The organism is Streptomyces sp. NPDC050264, from assembly GCF_040655895.1.
GTDB lineage: Bacteria > Actinomycetota > Actinomycetes > Streptomycetales > Streptomycetaceae > Streptomyces.
Genome location: NZ_JBFAKV010000005.1, coordinates 318226 through 334539, shown reverse-complemented (window position 1 = coordinate 334539; position 16314 = coordinate 318226). Strand labels below are relative to the sequence as shown.

The window sequence follows — 16314 nt, the reverse complement described above, 5'->3', positions numbered from 1 at the left end:
ACAGTCGGGCCTTTGTCGTTGTGTGGGCCCGCTACATGTCTGCGGTCGCGGGACGGTTCTACGGTCCCTGCTCATGACCTCCTCCCACATCAGAACCAGAGCCGCCACCGTCCTCCTGGCCCTGCTGGCCTTCTTCCTGCCCGCGGTGACCCACGCCTCCGCCGCCGCGAGCGTGCAGGAAGTCACCGGGTTCGGGGCCAACCCCGGCGCCCTGAAGATGTTCCGGTACGTCCCCGCCGGGCTGCCGAGCGGGCGGCCGGTCGTCGTCGCCCTGCACGGCTGTACGCAGAACGCCGCCGGGTATGGCACCGGCAGCGGCTGGACCGAGCTGGCCGACCGGTGGGGGTTCTCGGTCGTCCTGCCGCAGCAGTCCGCGGGCAACAACCTGAACGCCTGCTTCGACTGGTTCCAGAGCGGTGACATCGAGCGCGGGCAGGGCGAGGCCGCGTCGATCGCGCAGATGGTCGACAAGCAGCTCGCCGACGCGGGCGGGGACGCGTCCCGGGTGTACGTGACCGGGCTCAGCGCCGGGGGCGGTATGACGTCCGTGATGATGGCCGCGTACCCGGAGAAGTTCGCCGCCGGCGGCGTCGTCGCGGGGCTGCCCTACGGATGCGCACAGGCCGCCGCGTCGCCGTACGTGTGCATGTATGTGGGAGCCACCCAGACCCCTAAACAGTGGGGCGACCGGGTGCGGGCCGCGCGGCCCGGATACGCGGGGCCCTGGCCGCGGCTGACCGTGTTCCAGGGCAGCGCCGACTACACCGTGAAGCCCGTCAACATGAGCGACCTGATGAAGCAGTGGACCGACGTGCGGGGCGCCGACCAGGTCGCCGATACGAGTGACACCGTCGCCGGCTACCCGCACCAGGTCTTCCGCGACGCGTCCGGGGCCGCGGCCGTGGAGACGTACAGCATCACGGGGATGGGACACGGACAGCCCGTCGATCCGGGGAGCGGAGCCGCGCAGTGCGGGACCGCGGGGGCGTACGTCCTCGATGTGAATCTGTGCGCCGCCCAGGTCCTCGGCCACTCGTGGGGTCTTGGCTGAACGACGGGCGTCCGGGATGCTCCTGTCGCATGAGTAGACCTGACGGATCCGCCGCACGACGCGTCAACTCCCGTACGGGGTTCAGAAAATGGGTCTGGCCCGCCGTCCTCGGCGTGGCCGCCGCCACTTTCTCGTGGGGCGCGCCCGCCGGGGCCGACTCCAGCCCCAGCGGGCTGCCCGAGGCCATCGACACCATCCTCGGCGATCCGAGGACGGAGGGCGGCGCGGCGAGTGTCGTCGTCGCTGATGCCACCACCGGCGAGACCCTGTACCAGCACAACCCGACCGGGCGGCTCATGCCCGCTTCCAACACCAAGCTCGCCACGTCGAGCGCGGCGATGGAACTCCTCGGCCCCGGATACACGTTCACCACCGACGTGCTGGCCGGCGGCCGGGTGCGCGGCGGGGTGCTCGACGGGGATCTGTATCTGCGCGGCACCGGCGACCCGACCACGCTCGCCGCCGACTACGACAAGCTCGCCGCGCAGGTCGCGGCCGCCGGCGTGAAGAAGGTGAGCGGGCGGCTGGTCGCCGACGACACGCGGTTCGACGACCACCGGCAGGGCGACACCTGGGGCGCCGACGACGAGTCCTCCTACTACGCCGCCCAGATCTCCGCGCTGAGCGTCGCCCCCGACACCGACTACGACGCCGGGACCGTCATCGTCGAGGTCGCACCCGGCAAGAAGGCGGGGGACAAGCCCGTCGTGCACGTCACGCCGAAGACGGACTACGTGCGCTTCGACGTGCGGGCGAGCACCGTGGCCGCCGGGGGTACGGACAGCGTCGCCGTCGAGCGGCGGCACGGCACCAACACGATCACCGTCAGCGGGACCGTGCCGGTGGGCGGCGACACCACCAAGGAATGGGTCACCGTGTGGGAGCCCACCGGGTACGCGGCCGCCGTCTTCCGTGACGCGCTCGCCGCGCACGGGGTACGGGTGAGCGGCGCCACCAGGCTCGGGCGCGCCACCCCGTCCGGCGCGAAGCCGCTCGCCTCGCACGACTCCATGGCGCTGAAGGACCTGCTCGTCCCGTTCATGAAGCTGTCCAACAACATGCACGCCGAGGCCCTCACCAAAGCCATGGGGTACAAGTCGACCGGACGGCAGGGGAGTTGGGGCGACGGGACCGCCGCCATCGCCTCCTATCTGAAGAGCGCCGGGGTGGACGCCGGGAAGGTGCGGCAGGTCGACGGCTCGGGGCTCTCGCGCAAGGACAACTTCGCCGCCCGGCAACTCGCCGACCTGCTGCTCTCCGTACGGCACGAGCCCTGGTACGCCGACTGGTACGCGTCGCTGCCGGTGGCCTGCGCCCAGGACCGGTTCGTCGGCGGGACGCTGCGGTCGCGGATGTGCGGCACCCCGGCGGAACTCAACGCCCGCGGCAAGACGGGGTCGTTGACGGGCGCCAGCGCGCTGTCCGGCTATGTGAAGGACGCCGACGGGCGCGAGCTGGTCTACAGCGTCGTCCAGAACAACTACCTGGTCGACTCCGTGAAGCCGCTGGAGGACGCGATCGTCGTGACCCTCGCCGAGTCGACGTCGAAGAAGGCGACCGCCGTGACGCCGAAGTCCGCCAGGTCCCTGCCCGCCACGGTGCGGAACGGGGACCTGGAGTGTTCGTGGCGCAAGCCCGCCACGTGCTGAACGCTCACTGCCGGTCCGGGCGCCGTACATATCCGTAGAGCGAAAGGAGCAGTGCCGTCACCGCCGCCGCGACCGGCACGGTGTACGCCGCGGTGGGGCCCCAGTGCTCCACCGCGGCGCCACCGGCCGCCGAGCCGCACGCGATGCCGCCGAGCAGACCGGTGACCGCGAGCGTCATGCCCTCGTTCAACTGGCTCGCGGGCGTGCGCTGCTGGACCAGGGTCATGCCCGTCACCATGGTCGGCGCCGTCGCCATCCCGGCGATCAGGAGCGCCCCGCCGAGCGCGAGGAGCGAACCGGTGAGCGCGGCCGCGAGCAGCGGCAGCGTCATCAGGACCGACATCGCCGCGACGCACATCGGGTGGCGCCGGCCGGCCGGGCCCGTCGGCTTCGTCGCCCCGAAGACAAGACCCGCCGCGCACGAGCCCGCCGCCTGCAGTGCCAGGATGCCGCCCGCCCACACCTTGTGTCCCTGCGCGTCCGCGAAAGCGACCGTGACGACCTCCAGCGAGCCGAAGATCGCGCCCATGGCGAGGAACGCGATCAGCAGCGGTGGCATGCCACGCGCGCGTAGCGGCGTTTTCGTCGCCTCTGTACGCGCGTGCGGCGGGGGCTCCGTGGCGCGCTGCGCGGCGAAGATCAGCACGCCCGTCACCATGAGCACGGCGCTGACCAGCGTGCCCGCCTCCGGGAGCAGGGATCCGCACAAGAAGGCGGCCACCACCGGGCCGAGCATGTAGCAGAGCTCGTCCGCCGCCTGCTCGAAGGAGTTCGCGGTGTGCAGCGCGTCCGCGTCGCCCTTCAGGAGATGCGCCCAGCGGGCCCGGGACATGCCGCCCGTGTTGGGGGTGGCCGCCGACGCCAGGTACGCGGCGAACAGGGTCCAGTCCGGCGCCTCGAAGCGCACGCACAGGAGAAGGGCGAGAGAGCCGCACGCGGAGACCGCCGTGGCCGGGACGGCGATGCGCGCCTGCCCGTACCGGTCGACGAGCCGGGCCGTCCACGGGCCGACGACCGCGTTGGCCACCAGGCCCGTCGCGGTGACGGCACCGGCGAGCGCGTACGACCCCCGCGTCCCGGAGATCATGATGACCGCGCTGATGCTGAACATGCCCTGCGGGAAGCGGGCTATCAGGTTGCCGAGGGTGAAGGCGCGGGCGCCGGGGAGGGTGAACAGCCGGGCGTACGTCGTCTTCGGGGCGGGGGGCGAAGGTGCGGCGATGATCGTGCTCGTGGTGGTGCTCGGGGTCGCGTCAGGCATGCGAAGAGCGTCGCCGCGGGTCGCGTACGCGGTCCAACACCTACTCGGTGCCGATTCACGCACCGGTGTTGTAAGTTCCCCCGATGGCGACCTCCTCATCCGGCCCTCGCGGCCTCCGCAGCGTCGAGCCGCGTCTGCTGCGCGCCTTCCTCGCCGTCGCCGACGAACTGCACTTCACGCGCGCGGCCGCCCGTCTCTACGTCGCGCAGCAGGCGCTCAGCCGGGACATCCGCCGCCTGGAACGCGAGCTGGGCGCCGAACTGTTCGGCCGGACCACCCGGCAGGTCACGCTGACCGCGGACGGCGCGCGGCTGCTGCCGTACGCGCGGCGCGCGATCGAGGCGCAGGACGAGCTGCTCGCCGCCTTCACCCGGCCCGCGCCCGAGGCCCGGCCGCTGCTCGTCGACGTCAACAGCCCCGGCCTCGTGAACGAACGCGTCCTCGCGCGGGCCCGCGAACTCGCCCCCGACTGCGAGCTGATGGCCCGCTACGAGAGCGGCCTGACCGGCGCCGCCGCCGAACTCCTCGCCGGACGGATCGACGTCTCCTTCGGCCGGTTCGCCGGACTCGACCCGGCCGTGCGCGAGCGCCTCGCCCAACAGCCCATGCGCTACGAGCCGATGGCGGTCGTACTCCCCGTGGACCATCCGCTGGCCGGCCTCGACGCCGTGCCCCTCGACCGGCTCGCGGGGGAGACGATCTACGCCGGTGCAGGCAACCCCCGGACGCCCGAATGGACCGATCTGGCCCGGCGGTTGTTCGCCGGGCGCGGCATCGGGATCGCGCCGCCGGCGCCGCTCGCCGTCGGCGAGGAGGAGTTCCGGCGGATCATGGCAAAGTATCGGAATCCGGTCCTCACGGGCGTCGACTTTCCGGCCATGCCGGGTTCGGTGCTCCGGCCGATCGTCGACCCCGTCCCGCTGTCACCGGTGTCGTTGGTGTGGCGAAAGGGGCGCAAACATCCAGGAATTCAGGCATTGAGGGCTGCCGCCTCAGGTCTCGCCGAGGAGAACGGGTGGCTCCGCCGCCCCGAGAATGGGTGGATACCGGCCACAGATGCACTCATTATGATGAGTCACGTTTGATGGGCGGACACGACCGTCACTCCGGTGCGCTACATTCGTGGTCCGGGTGCAGTGTGATAAGGGGGGCGCTCGGATCGGGTGGGGGCCCGGTCCGGCCGACGAATGCCCGGCGAGTCGTGCGCGCACCCATGTGAACATTCCTTGGGGGGATGTGCGTACGGTGGAAAACTGGCGAGAAAACGCCTTGCCTGGACAGACTCATGACCCGAACGAAGTGACGGTCCAACTCGACGGCGCAGGCCGTCAGTTGGGCGGTCTTCTCGACGCGGGAAGAAAGCCGGGGAACCCGAGGCAAGCGGGGATACCGGGAGAGCCCGCCAGGCCGCCGGGCGACGGCAAGGAAGTACCCGTCTTCGTCGACGACTCGGGACGGCGCAGCCGTACGTTCCGACGGGTCGGCGTGCTCGTGGGCATCGCCTGCGCGGTGTACGCCGTCGTCATCGTGATCACCCTGCTGTCGGGGAACTCGAGCGCGCCCTGGCTGCCCATGCCGGAGGGGCCCACGGAGAAGGTCGACACCAAGCCGGTCGTCCCCGCCGACTCCGCGACACCGTCCACGTCACCGGGTGTCGTCCCCGGCCCGAGCGCCTCTGGCACCGTGCCCGGCACCGGCGCCACCCCGGGCGCGAGCGGTGCCCCGGCCCCGGGCACCAGCACCGGCGACGCCAAGCCGGGCAAGGGCACCGGCGGCACCGCGTCCGGCAAGCCCGCCGACGGCAGGACGACACCGCCCGCCGTCCCGACCAAACCGGGGGAGAACACGACACCGCCCGCGGCCCCGTCCACGCCACCGGCGGATCCGTCCACGCCGCCGGCCGACCCGTCCGGTCCGGCCTCCGAGCCCGCGGGCGAGACCGGCAACGGCGACGGCACCGGCAACGTCGCCGGCGGCGCCACGTCGAGCGCGCCCGTCGAGCAACTGCCCGGCGGCTCCCCGTCGGCATCGTCCGTCGCTTCCCCGGAAAGCAGCGTCCTGTAGATGTCAGACCGCTCACGTCCCCGGCGGGCCCGTGCCCGTAAGCGCAGGCTTCCGCTGCGCTACCTCCTGCCGTCGCTGCTCCTCGTGGCGATGATCGCGATGCTCATGCTGCGCGGCTACGTGCACAGCGAGATCCTCGCCGACCACCGCATCCAGCCCGAGGCGGCCACCGACCGCGTCCCCGAGAAGATCCTCGACGGCGGACCCGTCATCGACACCCGCGGCGGCCAGGAGAACAGCCGCTCCATCGACCGGCACAAGCTGGTCCTCACCTTCGACGACGGACCCGACCCGGAGTGGACTCCCAAGGTCCTCGACGTCCTGAAGAAGCACCACGCGCACGCCGTCTTCTTCGTCACCGGCACCATGGCCTCGCGCTACCCGGGGCTGGTGGACCGCATGGTCGCGGAGGGCCACGAGGTGGGCCTGCACACCTTCAACCACCCCGACCTCTCGTACCAGTCGAAGGACCGCATCGACTGGGAGCTGTCGCAGAGCCAGCTGGCGCTCGAAGGCGCGGCGGGCGTGCGCACCTCCCTGTTCCGTCCGCCGTACTCCTCGTTCGCGGACGCGATGGACGACAAGTCGTGGCCGGTGACCAAGTACATCGGCTCGCGCGGCTACATCACCGTCGTCAACAACACCGACAGCGAGGACTGGAAGCGCCCCGGCGTCTCCGAGATCATCCGCCGTGCCACGCCGCACGGCGGCAAGGGCGCCATCGTCCTGATGCACGACTCCGGTGGCAACCGCGCGCAGACCGTCGCCGCGCTCGACCGTTTCCTGCCGCAACTGCAGGACGAGGGGTACAAGTTCCAGAACCTCTCCGAAGCCCTCGACATCGCCAGCGCGCACACGCCCGTGACCGGCGTCGAGCTGTGGAAGGGCCGGGCGTGGATCTACGCCGTCCAGGCCTCGGAGAACATCACGGGGGTCCTGGTCGTCGGGCTCGCCGTCATCGGCGTCCTCGTCATGGGCCGCTTCGGCCTCATGCTGCTGCTGTCCGCGCTGCACGCCCGGCGCGTACGCAAACGCGGCTTCGCCTGGGGCCCGCCCGTCACGGAACCGGTCTCGGTGCTCGTACCGGCGTACAACGAGGCCAAGTGCATCGAGAACACCGTCCGTTCCCTGATGGCGAGCGAGCACCCCGTCGAGGTCATCGTCATCGACGACGGCTCCACCGACGGCACCGCCCGCATGGTGGAGGACCTGCGGCTGCCGGGCGTCCGGGTCGTGCGCCAGCACAACGCGGGCAAGCCCGCCGCCCTCAACAGAGGCCTGGCGAACGCCCGGTACGACCTCGTCGTGATGATGGACGGCGACACCATCTTCGAACCGGCCACCGTGCGCGAACTGGTCCAGCCGTTCGGCGACCCGCGCGTGGGCGCCGTCGCGGGCAACGCGAAGGTGGGCAACCGGGACTCGCTGATCGGCGCCTGGCAGCACATCGAGTACGTGATGGGCTTCAACCTCGACCGCCGCATGTACGACCTGCTGCGCTGCATGCCGACGATCCCGGGGGCCGTAGGTGCTTTCCGCCGGTCGGCACTGGAGCCCATCGGCGGCATGAGCGACGACACGCTCGCCGAGGACACCGACGTCACCATGGCGCTGCACCGCGACGGCTGGCACGTGGTCTACGCCGAGAAGGCGCGCGCCTGGACCGAGGCCCCCGAGTCCGTGCAGCAGCTGTGGTCGCAGCGCTACCGCTGGTCGTACGGCACCATGCAGGCCATCTGGAAGCACCGCCGCGCCCTGATCGAGCGCGGCCCGTCCGGCCGCTTCGGCCGTGTCGGTCTGCCCCTGGTCTCCCTGTTCATGGTGCTGGCACCGCTCCTGGCCCCGCTGATCGACGTCTTCCTGCTGTACGGGGTGGTGTTCGGCCCCACCGAGAAGACGGTCGTTGCCTGGCTCGGCGTGCTCGCCGTCCAGGCGGTCTGCGCGGCGTACGCCTTCCGGCTGGACAAGGAACGCATGACGCACCTCATCTCGCTCCCGCTCCAGCAACTTCTCTACCGGCAGCTGATGTACGTCGTGCTGCTCCAGTCCTGGATCACCGCCCTCACCGGCGGCCGGCTGCGCTGGCAGAAGCTGCGCCGCACGGGCGCGCTGGGCGCCGGGCTGAGCGGCATGCCGAGTCAGCGCTCCGCCTCGGTCTCCAGTGACGACAGGAGGCCGGTGGCATGACGCATCCCTTCCACGAGGACGGCTCCGAAGCCAAGGGGCAGGCGGACCACGGCGGTTGGTTCGACGGACCCGGTGATCCGGCGGGCACCGCCGACGCCGGGTCGGACTGGCCGTCGGCGGCGGCGGGCGGGCCCCGCACGTCGTCCTGGCCACAGCCCGAGCCGGCACCGGCCTGGCAGCAACCCGCGCCGGCCGCCCGGCTCGCCGAGGTGCCCCCGCAGGCCCATCCCGCACACCCTCTTCCGTACGCGCCGACGAAGGTGACGACGGAAAAGGCTCCGGTCCCGGACCCGGCCCCGGCCACGCCCAAGAAGCCGGGCCGGGACCGCTATCTCGACCTGCTGCGTTCCATCGCGCTCGTCCGCGTCGTCGTCTACCACCTCTTCGGGTGGGCGTGGCTGAGCGTGCTGTTCCCGTCCATGGGCGTGATGTTCGCGCTCGCCGGTTCGCTGATGGCGCGCTCGCTGGGCCGCCCCGCGCTCGGCGTGATCCGCGGGCGCATCCGGCGGCTGCTGCCGCCCCTGTGGGCGTTCAGCGCGGTCGCCCTGTCCCTGCTGTACATCGGCGGCTGGAACCCCGGCAAGGACCCGGACAGCGGGGGCCTGTGGGGCTGGCTCGGCATCGTCGACTACATCATCCCGATCAGCGGGCCGGCCTACCCCTTCGAGGTGGCGCACCCGCCGGGCTTCCTGGAGAGCAGCTGGGCCGAGCAGGGCATCGGCCCCCTCTGGTACCTGCGCGCCTACCTCTGGTTCGTCATCGCCTCGCCGCTGCTCCTGTGGGCGTTCCGCAAGGTGCCGTGGGCGACGCTGCTTGCGCCGCTGGCCCTCACCGCCGTCGTGGGCACGGGCCTGGTCACCATCCCCGGCCGGACCGGTGACACGGTCACCGACTTCGCCGTCTACGGCAGTTGCTGGGTGCTGGGCTTCGCCCACCACGACGGCGTCCTCGCGAAGGTGCCGCGGTATCTGGCGGTCTCCGGTGCCGCGCTCGTCATGGCCTTCGGCCTGTGGTGGGCCTCGGGGCACCTGACCGAGGAGGGCTGGGACCTGAACGAGATCCCGCTGGCCCAGGCCGCGTGGTCCCTCGGGTTCGTCGTCATCCTGCTCCAGTACTCGCCTTCCTGGCAGCAGCTGCCGGGGCGCCTCGCCCGCTGGGACAAGCCGATCACGCTGGCCAACAACCGGGCCGTCACGATCTACCTCTGGCACAACTTCCTGATCATGGCGACGTTCCCGCTGATCGACCTGCTCTATTCGCTCCCGTTCATGAACGACCGGCTGAGCTCCGCCCTCGACACGACGTACATGTTCTGGACGTTCGTCCTCGTGTGGCCGTTGATAGCGGTCGCGATCGTGGGTGTGGGCTGGATCGAGGACCTCGCCGCCAAGCGCTCGCCCCGGCTGTGGCCGGACGGCGGAAAGAAGAAGCGCAAGCGCCACTGAGGCGCGGGGCCCCGGGCGCCGGTGGGGGTTGTGCCCGGAGGCCCCCTCCGGGTTGACTTGTGCGAACTGTGCGGCGTGGGCCGCATGGTGCGTACGAGGAACCACGGGGACCACGGGGACGGGGACGACCATGACGCAGCCGCCGCAGGACGGTCAGGGGTACGGCTACGGCGGCCCGCCTCCGCAGCAGCCGCCCGCCGGTCCCTACGGGGCGCCGGGCCCCTATGGCGCTCCGCCGCGGTCCCCGGGCCCGTACGGCGCCGACAACCCGTACGCGAGCGAGCCCACCGCACCACAGCCGGGCTACGGACAGCAGCCGGGGTACGGCCAGTCGCCGCAACCCGGCTACGGCCAGTCGCCGCAACCCGGCTACGGGCAGCCGCAGCAGCAGTCGCCGTACGGCCAATTCCCGCCGCCGCATGGCCCGTTCCCGCCCCAGCCGGGGCAGGGTCCCGGCGGGGGCGGCAAGAAGCGGGCCGTGCTGATCGCCGTCGCGGTCGTGGTCGTCGCCGCGCTCGCCGGCGGCGGCATCCTGCTGGCCACCAGCGGGGACAACGGCAACGACAAGCCGGTCGCCGAGCAGAGCAGCATCGTCGCGACGGGCAGCGTGAGCCAGCCCCCGAGCGAGACGGCCGAGCCGAGCGTGGACGCGTCCGCGTCCGACGACCCGTACAGCGACGAGCCGACCGACGACCCGTACGCCGACGACGAGCCGGCCGAGCGCCCGGCGGGTTCCACCGGCTACCAGGGGCAGTGGCAGAACGAGAAGGCGCAGACCCTCACCGTCGGCGCCAAGATCGCCTCGGGCAGCGCCAAGGGCAAGTACAGCGTCTCCTACATCGACTCGGCCGGTAAGGGCATCTGCAGCGGCATCGGCCAGACGCGGAACGGAACGGGCTTCCGGATCGCCGTGTCCTGCGTGGGCCAGGACACCGGCGACGAGGTGTTCGCCGCGAACCTCACACAGGCCTCCGACGTCGTCACCCTCACCTGGGACAAGGGCGGTTCGGTGAAGCTGCCCTGGTCCGGCGAGGGCTCCACCTGATCCGACGGGACCGGCAACCCGGGCGCCGGGCCTCACCGCTCGCCGCCGCCCCGGGTGAGAGCAACGTTCCCCACCGGTCATCGCACGCCACAGCCCGGAAATCCGGCCTCCCTACCGTCGGTCGCGGCAGGCAGGAACCGCGACCCTGGAGGCGTTCAGATGACAGGCCGGAGCCGGACCCACAAGTGGGTCGAGCGGTGGGACCCCGAGGACGCGACGTTCTGGGAGGAGACGGGCGCGAAGGTCGCCCGGCGCAACCTCGCCTTCTCCATCCTCTCCGAACACATCGGGTTCTCCGTCTGGACCCTGTGGTCGGTCATGGTCCTGTTCATGGGGCCCGAGTACGGCATCGACCCGGCGGGGAAGTTCTTCCTCGTCTCGATGGCCACCCTCGTCGGCGCCTTCGCGCGCGTGCCCTACACGTTCGCGGTCGCCCTCTTCGGCGGCCGGAACTGGACGATCGTCGCGGCGGGCATGCTGCTGGTGCCGACGATCGCCGCGTTCGCCGTGATGGAACCGGGAACCTCGTACAGCACCTTCATGGTGTGCGCGGCGCTCACCGGTGTCGGCGGCGGCAACTTCGCCTCCTCCATGACGAACATCAACTCCTTCTTCCCGATGCGCAAGAAGGGCTGGGCGCTCGGCCTGAACGCGGGCGGCGGCAACATCGGCGTCCCCGTCATCCAGCTCGTCGCACTCGCCGTCATCGGCCTGAGCGGCGGCCCGCGCGTCCTGCTGGGCATCTACATCCCGCTGGTCTTCGTCTCGGCGCTCTGCGCGGCCCTCTTCATGGACAACCTGGCGACGGTGAAGAACGACACCGGCGCCGCGCGCGAAGCGGTCAGGGACGCCCACACGTGGATCATGGCGTTCCTCTACGTCGGCACGTTCGGCTCGTTCATCGGCTACTCGTTCGCGTTCGGGCTCGTCCTGCAGACCCAGTTCGGCCGTACGCCGCTGCAGGCGGCCGGCGTCACCTTCATCGGACCGCTGCTCGGCTCGCTCATCAGGCCGGTCGGCGGCCGGCTCGCGGACCGGTTCGGCGGGGCCCGCATCACGCTGTGGAACTTCGTGGCGATGGCCGCGGCGACGGCCGTGGTGACGCTGGCGTCCGTCGAGAAGTCCCTGGCCCTGTTCACGACCGCGTTCATCGTCGTGTTCGTACTGAGCGGCCTCGGCAACGGGTCCACGTACAAGATGATCCCGGGCATCTTCCAGGCCAAGGCGCTGGGCATGGGCCTCACGGGCGAGGAGGCGGCCGCGTACGGGCGACGCCTCTCGGGCGCCTCCATGGGGCTGATCGGCGCGGTCGGGGCGCTCGGCGGGCTCGGCATCAACCTCGCGTTCCGCCAGTCCTTCCAGACGGCGGGCACCGGCACCGGGGCCTTCGTCTCCTTCCTCGTCTTCTACGCGGTGTGCTTCGCCGTGACCTGGGCCGTATACCTTCGCCGCTCGGCCGCGCGGTCCGCCCCCGCCCCTACCGCCGGGGCCGAGCCGCAGCTCAGCTACGCCGAGGTGTAAGGATCAGGGGGCGTAACACGCACGCAATCATGCCGATCCGGGCCCGTCACGGTGGGTTGACAGGCTCGGACCACGGCAGGACAGCGGACGCGACAGCACAGCAGTGCACGGGACGACCGTCGAGCGGGACGAGAACCAGCATGTACGACGAACAGCAGGCTTCCGGGACCGCGCAGCCGCACGGCCCGCTCGCGGGCTTCACCGTGGGGGTGACCGCGGCGCGCCGGGCCGACGAACTGGGCGCGCTGCTCCAGCGCCGCGGTGCCACGGTGCTGCACGCGCCCGCGCTGCGCATCGTGCCGCTCGCCGACGACAGCGAACTCCTCTCCGCGACCAAGGAACTGATCGACCACGGCCCCGACGTGGTGGTGGCGACGACCGCCATCGGCTTCCGCGGCTGGGTCGAGGCCGCCGACGGCTGGGGCCTGGGGGAGGCGCTGATCACCCGGCTGCGCGGGGTGGAACTCCTCGCCCGCGGTCCCAAGGTGAAGGGCGCGATCCGCGCGGCGGGGCTGACCGAGGAGTGGTCGCCGTCGTCGGAGTCGATGGCGGAGGTGCTGGAGCGGCTCCTCGCCGAGGGCGTCCAGGGCCGGCGGGTGGCGGTCCAGCTGCACGGCGAACCCCTGCCCGGTTTCGTCGAGGCGCTGCGCGAGGCGGGCGGCGAGGTGGTGGGCGTGCCGGTGTACCGCTGGATGCCGCCGGAGGACATCGGACCCGTGGACCGGCTGCTCGACGCGACCGTGGCGCGGGGCGTGGACGCGCTGACGTTCACCTCGGCGCCGGCGGCGGCGTCACTGCTGAACCGGGCCGAGGCGCGCGGACTGCTGCCCGACCTCATCGCCGCGCTGCACCACGACGTGGTCCCCGCGTGCGTGGGCCCGGTGACGGCGCTGCCGCTGCAGGCGCACGGCGTGGACACGGTGCAGCCGGAGCGCTTCCGGCTCGGCCCGCTGGTCCAGCTGCTCTGCCGCGAACTCCCGGCGCGCGCACGGACGTTGCCGGTGGCGGGACACCGCATGGAGATCCGCGGCCACGCCGTCGTGGTCGACGGCGAGCTGCGGCCGGTGCCACCGGCCGGGATGTCGCTGCTGCGCTCGCTGTCACGTCGGCCCGGCTGGGTGGTGGCCCGCGCGGAACTGCTGCGCGCGCTGCCCGGCGCGGGCCGCGACGAGCACGCGGTGGAGACGGCGATGACGCGGCTCAGATCGGCGCTCGGCGCGCCGAAACTGATCCAGACGGTGGTCAAGCGGGGGTACCGGCTGGCGCTCGACCCGATGTCGGACGCCAAATACGCGGACGAGTGAGGGACCTGGGGGAGGTACGTCCCTCGCGGTAGAGGCGCTCATCCCCCCATACGCAGGCGTGCACGCCCGCGCGTACCGTGCGGGCATGCTGATCGCCGACGACATCGAACTGCGCCCCGCCGTCCCGGCCGACGCCCAGGCTCTCGCCGACGCCACGGTGCGCAACCGGGAGTACCTGCGCCCCTGGGAGCCGTACCGCAGCGAGGACTACTACACGGCGCGGGCCCAGGCCGCCCGGATCGCCGAGCCGGGCGGCGCGATGTGGCTGCTGTTCGACAGGGCGGCCGGGGGCCGCGTCGTCGGCCGCGCCGCGCTCCAGGGCATCGTGCTCGGCCCGCTGTGCAGCGCCGGCCTCGGCTACTGGATAGAGGCCGAGTACGGCGGCCGCGGCCTGATCTCCGCCGCCGTCGAGGAGCTCTGCCGTGCCGCCCGCGACGAATTGGGCCTGCACCGCGTCGAGGCGGGCACCCGCACGGACAACAAGGCGTCGCAGCGGGTGCTCATCAAGTGCGGCTTCGTCGAGTACGGGACGGCCCCCGACTACCTGCACATCGACGGGCAATGGCGCGAGCACGTCCTCTTCCAGCGGCTGCTGCACGACGGGCCGCCCGCGCACATCCCCAAGTAGCCCCGCGTTACCGGGGGTTCCGGCGGGGCGTCGCGGCGGGCACTGTAGAGGACATGGCAGCAGTACCCACAGAGCCCTCCCTCCCCCCTCCCTGTGAGTTGCGGTTCGACTCCGGACGCCTCTGCCTGGATCTGGTCGCCACCGCACACCCCGAGGAACGCCTCACCTCCACCGACCGGCTGCGCGCCTGGCTCGTCGGCGCCGGACTCGTCCCCGATCCCGCGGCGCGGCCCGCGTGCACCTCGGCCTGGCTCGCGTCCTTCCTCGAACTGCGGGGCCATATCGGCCAGTTGGTGCGCGGCGAACTGGCCGGGCGCCCGGCGCCCGCCGCCCTTGAGCGCGTCAACCTGCTCGCACGCGCCGCCCCGCCCGCCCCGCGCGCCGTCCGCGCCGCCGACGGCTCCCTCGTCCGGTCCCTGCACGCCGAGCCGGGCTGCCCGGCCCTGCTCGCGGCCGTCGCCAGGGACGTCGTCGACCTGCTCACCGATCCCGCCGTACGGGGCTGTCTGCGCCAGTGCGAGGGCGACAACTGCCCGATCATCTACCTCGACACGTCCCGGGGCCGCAGACGCCGCTGGTGCTCCAGCGAGGTGTGCGGCAACCGCGAACGAGTGGCCCGGCACCGGCGCCGGGCGGCGGCCCTGGCTCGCGCCTGACCCGCGATTGCCCGAACTCCCTTTGAACATCCGTGTGTTCGCGTACGTATCCCACCCGTGAGCCCAGCCGAAACGAGACGGCCGGATCGTCGAACCGGGGACACCGGAGGTAGGCGTGCGCAAGGATTCCGCCGTGGCCGATGAACGCCCTTCCCGGGCTCGACATCGCGCGTCCCGGCCCCCCGAGCCGGACGAGGAGCTCATGCGCGCGCTCTACGCCGAGCACGCGCGGCCGCTGCTCGCCTACGTGCTCCGCCTCGTGGCGGGGGACCGGCAGCGCGCTGAGGATGTCGTGCAGGAGACGCTCATCCGCGCCTGGAAGAACGCCGGTCAGCTCAACCGTGCGACCGGCTCGGTACGCCCCTGGCTGGTGACGGTCGCCCGACGGATCGTCATCGACGGCCACCGCAGCCGGCAGGCCCGGCCACAGGAGGTCGACGCGTCGCCGCTGGAGGTCATCCCCGCGGAGGACGAGATCGACAAGGCGCTCTGGCTGATGACCCTCTCCGATGCCCTGGAGGACCTGACCCCCGCCCACCGGGAAGTGCTCGTGGAGACGTACTTCAAGGGGCGTACCGTCAATGAGGCGGCCGAGACGCTCGGCATCCCCAGCGGCACGGTGCGCTCCCGCGTGTTCTACGCCCTGCGTTCCATGAAGCTGGCGCTGGAGGAGCGGGGGGTGACGGCATGACATCGGCGTACGGATCGTACGGTCCGTCCGGTCACGAGCCGGCGGGCGACGTGCACGAGGCGGTCGGCGCCTACGCGCTCGGCATCCTCGACGACGCCGAATCGAGCGCGTTCGAGGCCCACTTGGCGACGTGCGAGCGGTGCGCGGCACAGCTGGAGGAGTTCGCCGGGATGGAGCCGATGCTCGCGGCCCTCGCCGATCTGCCGGCCCGCCGGGACGCGCCCGCCGTGCGGCAGGTGGGGGAGTCCCTGGCGGCCGCGCCCAGCTCCCGCCTCGCGGACTCCCTGCTCGGCGAGGTCGCCCGCAGGCGCGCGAAGAAGCGGCGCCGGGGCCTCTATCTGGTGGCGGCCGCCGCGGCGCTGATCATCGGCGGCCCGCTGACGGTCATGGCGGTCACCGACGGCGGCGGCACCACAGGGAGCGTCGCGGAGCCGCATCCCACGAGCCCCGCCGAGGACGCCTTCTTCCACCACATGGACGAGAAGGTGCAGGCCACCGACGCGACGACGAAGGTCAGCGCGACGATCGGCATGGAGAAGAAGGCCTGGGGGACCCACACCGTCCTGCAGCTGAAGAACGTCAAGGGCCCGCTGAAGTGCTCACTCGTCGCCGTCGCCAAGAACGGCGAGCGCGAGACGGTCACCACCTGGGCCGTCCCGAAGTGGGGCTACGGGATCGCCTCCAGCCCGCACGAGAGCGCGAAATACCCGCTGTACGTGCACGGAGGCGCGGCCTTCGACCGGAATCAGATCGCCCGGTTCGAGGTCGAGACGCTCGACGGGAAGCGGCTCGTGGAGGTGAACGCGTGACCG

Annotated in this window: 14 protein-coding genes; 13 read left to right on the top strand and 1 reads right to left on the bottom strand. The window is 71.9% G+C overall.

Features of this window, described 5'->3' with window-relative positions; translation table 11 throughout:
• Positions 1-73: 73 nt before the first annotated feature.
• Both AB0J02_RS11295 and dacB read left to right on the top strand, forming a co-directional pair.
• The gene (locus AB0J02_RS11295; protein WP_363193339.1) at positions 74-1051 is read left to right on the top strand and encodes a PHB depolymerase family esterase; all 978 of its coding nucleotides are present in this window, start codon (positions 74-76) and stop codon (positions 1049-1051) included.
• Between the two features lie 29 nt (positions 1052-1080).
• Positions 1081-2700: a D-alanyl-D-alanine carboxypeptidase/D-alanyl-D-alanine-endopeptidase gene (dacB, locus tag AB0J02_RS11290; protein WP_363193338.1), complete on the top strand. Its 1620-nt coding sequence runs from the start codon at positions 1081-1083 to the stop codon at positions 2698-2700.
• Positions 2701-2704: 4 nt separating this feature from the next.
• On the opposite strand, the gene AB0J02_RS11285 is transcribed toward dacB, so the two are convergent.
• Positions 2705-3961 (bottom strand): MFS transporter, encoded by a 1257-nt coding sequence (locus AB0J02_RS11285; RefSeq protein WP_363193337.1) that lies wholly within the window; start codon positions 3959-3961, stop codon positions 2705-2707.
• 83 nt (positions 3962-4044) lie between these two features.
• On the opposite strand from AB0J02_RS11285, the gene AB0J02_RS11280 reads away from it, so the two are divergent.
• From AB0J02_RS11280 to AB0J02_RS11230, 11 genes are all read left to right on the top strand, one after another.
• The gene (locus AB0J02_RS11280) at positions 4045-5046 is read left to right on the top strand and encodes a LysR family transcriptional regulator (protein ID WP_363193336.1); all 1002 of its coding nucleotides are present in this window, start codon (positions 4045-4047) and stop codon (positions 5044-5046) included.
• 184 nt (positions 5047-5230) lie between these two features.
• Positions 5231-6025 (top strand): hypothetical protein, encoded by a 795-nt coding sequence (locus AB0J02_RS11275; protein ID WP_363193335.1) that lies wholly within the window; start codon positions 5231-5233, stop codon positions 6023-6025.
• Positions 6026-8212: a glycosyltransferase gene (locus AB0J02_RS11270; RefSeq protein ID WP_363193334.1), complete on the top strand. Its 2187-nt coding sequence runs from the start codon at positions 6026-6028 to the stop codon at positions 8210-8212.
• Positions 8209-9657, top strand: a complete 1449-nt coding sequence (locus AB0J02_RS11265; protein WP_363193333.1) for an acyltransferase family protein — start codon at positions 8209-8211, stop codon at positions 9655-9657. Before AB0J02_RS11270 ends, AB0J02_RS11265 begins: the two co-directional genes overlap by 4 nt.
• A gap of 130 nt (positions 9658-9787) precedes the next feature.
• On the top strand, positions 9788-10702 hold the full coding sequence (locus AB0J02_RS11260; protein WP_363193332.1) for a hypothetical protein: 915 nt from the start codon (positions 9788-9790) through the stop codon (positions 10700-10702).
• 159 nt (positions 10703-10861) lie between these two features.
• Positions 10862-12223: a nitrate/nitrite transporter gene (locus tag AB0J02_RS11255; protein WP_363193331.1), complete on the top strand. Its 1362-nt coding sequence runs from the start codon at positions 10862-10864 to the stop codon at positions 12221-12223.
• Positions 12224-12363: 140 nt separating this feature from the next.
• Positions 12364-13527 (top strand): uroporphyrinogen-III synthase, encoded by a 1164-nt coding sequence (locus AB0J02_RS11250; protein ID WP_363193330.1) that lies wholly within the window; start codon positions 12364-12366, stop codon positions 13525-13527.
• 85 nt (positions 13528-13612) lie between these two features.
• Positions 13613-14155, top strand: a complete 543-nt coding sequence (locus tag AB0J02_RS11245) for a GNAT family protein (protein WP_363193329.1) — start codon at positions 13613-13615, stop codon at positions 14153-14155.
• A 53-nt stretch (positions 14156-14208) separates the two neighbouring features.
• A complete protein-coding gene (locus AB0J02_RS11240; protein ID WP_363193328.1) occupies positions 14209-14811 on the top strand; it encodes a CGNR zinc finger domain-containing protein in 603 nt (200 codons plus the stop codon).
• Positions 14812-14926: 115 nt separating this feature from the next.
• A complete protein-coding gene (locus AB0J02_RS11235; RefSeq protein WP_363193327.1) occupies positions 14927-15502 on the top strand; it encodes a sigma-70 family RNA polymerase sigma factor in 576 nt (191 codons plus the stop codon).
• Positions 15499-16311: a zf-HC2 domain-containing protein gene (locus AB0J02_RS11230; RefSeq protein ID WP_363193326.1), complete on the top strand. Its 813-nt coding sequence runs from the start codon at positions 15499-15501 to the stop codon at positions 16309-16311. Before AB0J02_RS11235 ends, AB0J02_RS11230 begins: the two co-directional genes overlap by 4 nt.
• The last annotated feature ends 3 nt before the right edge of the window (positions 16312-16314 follow it).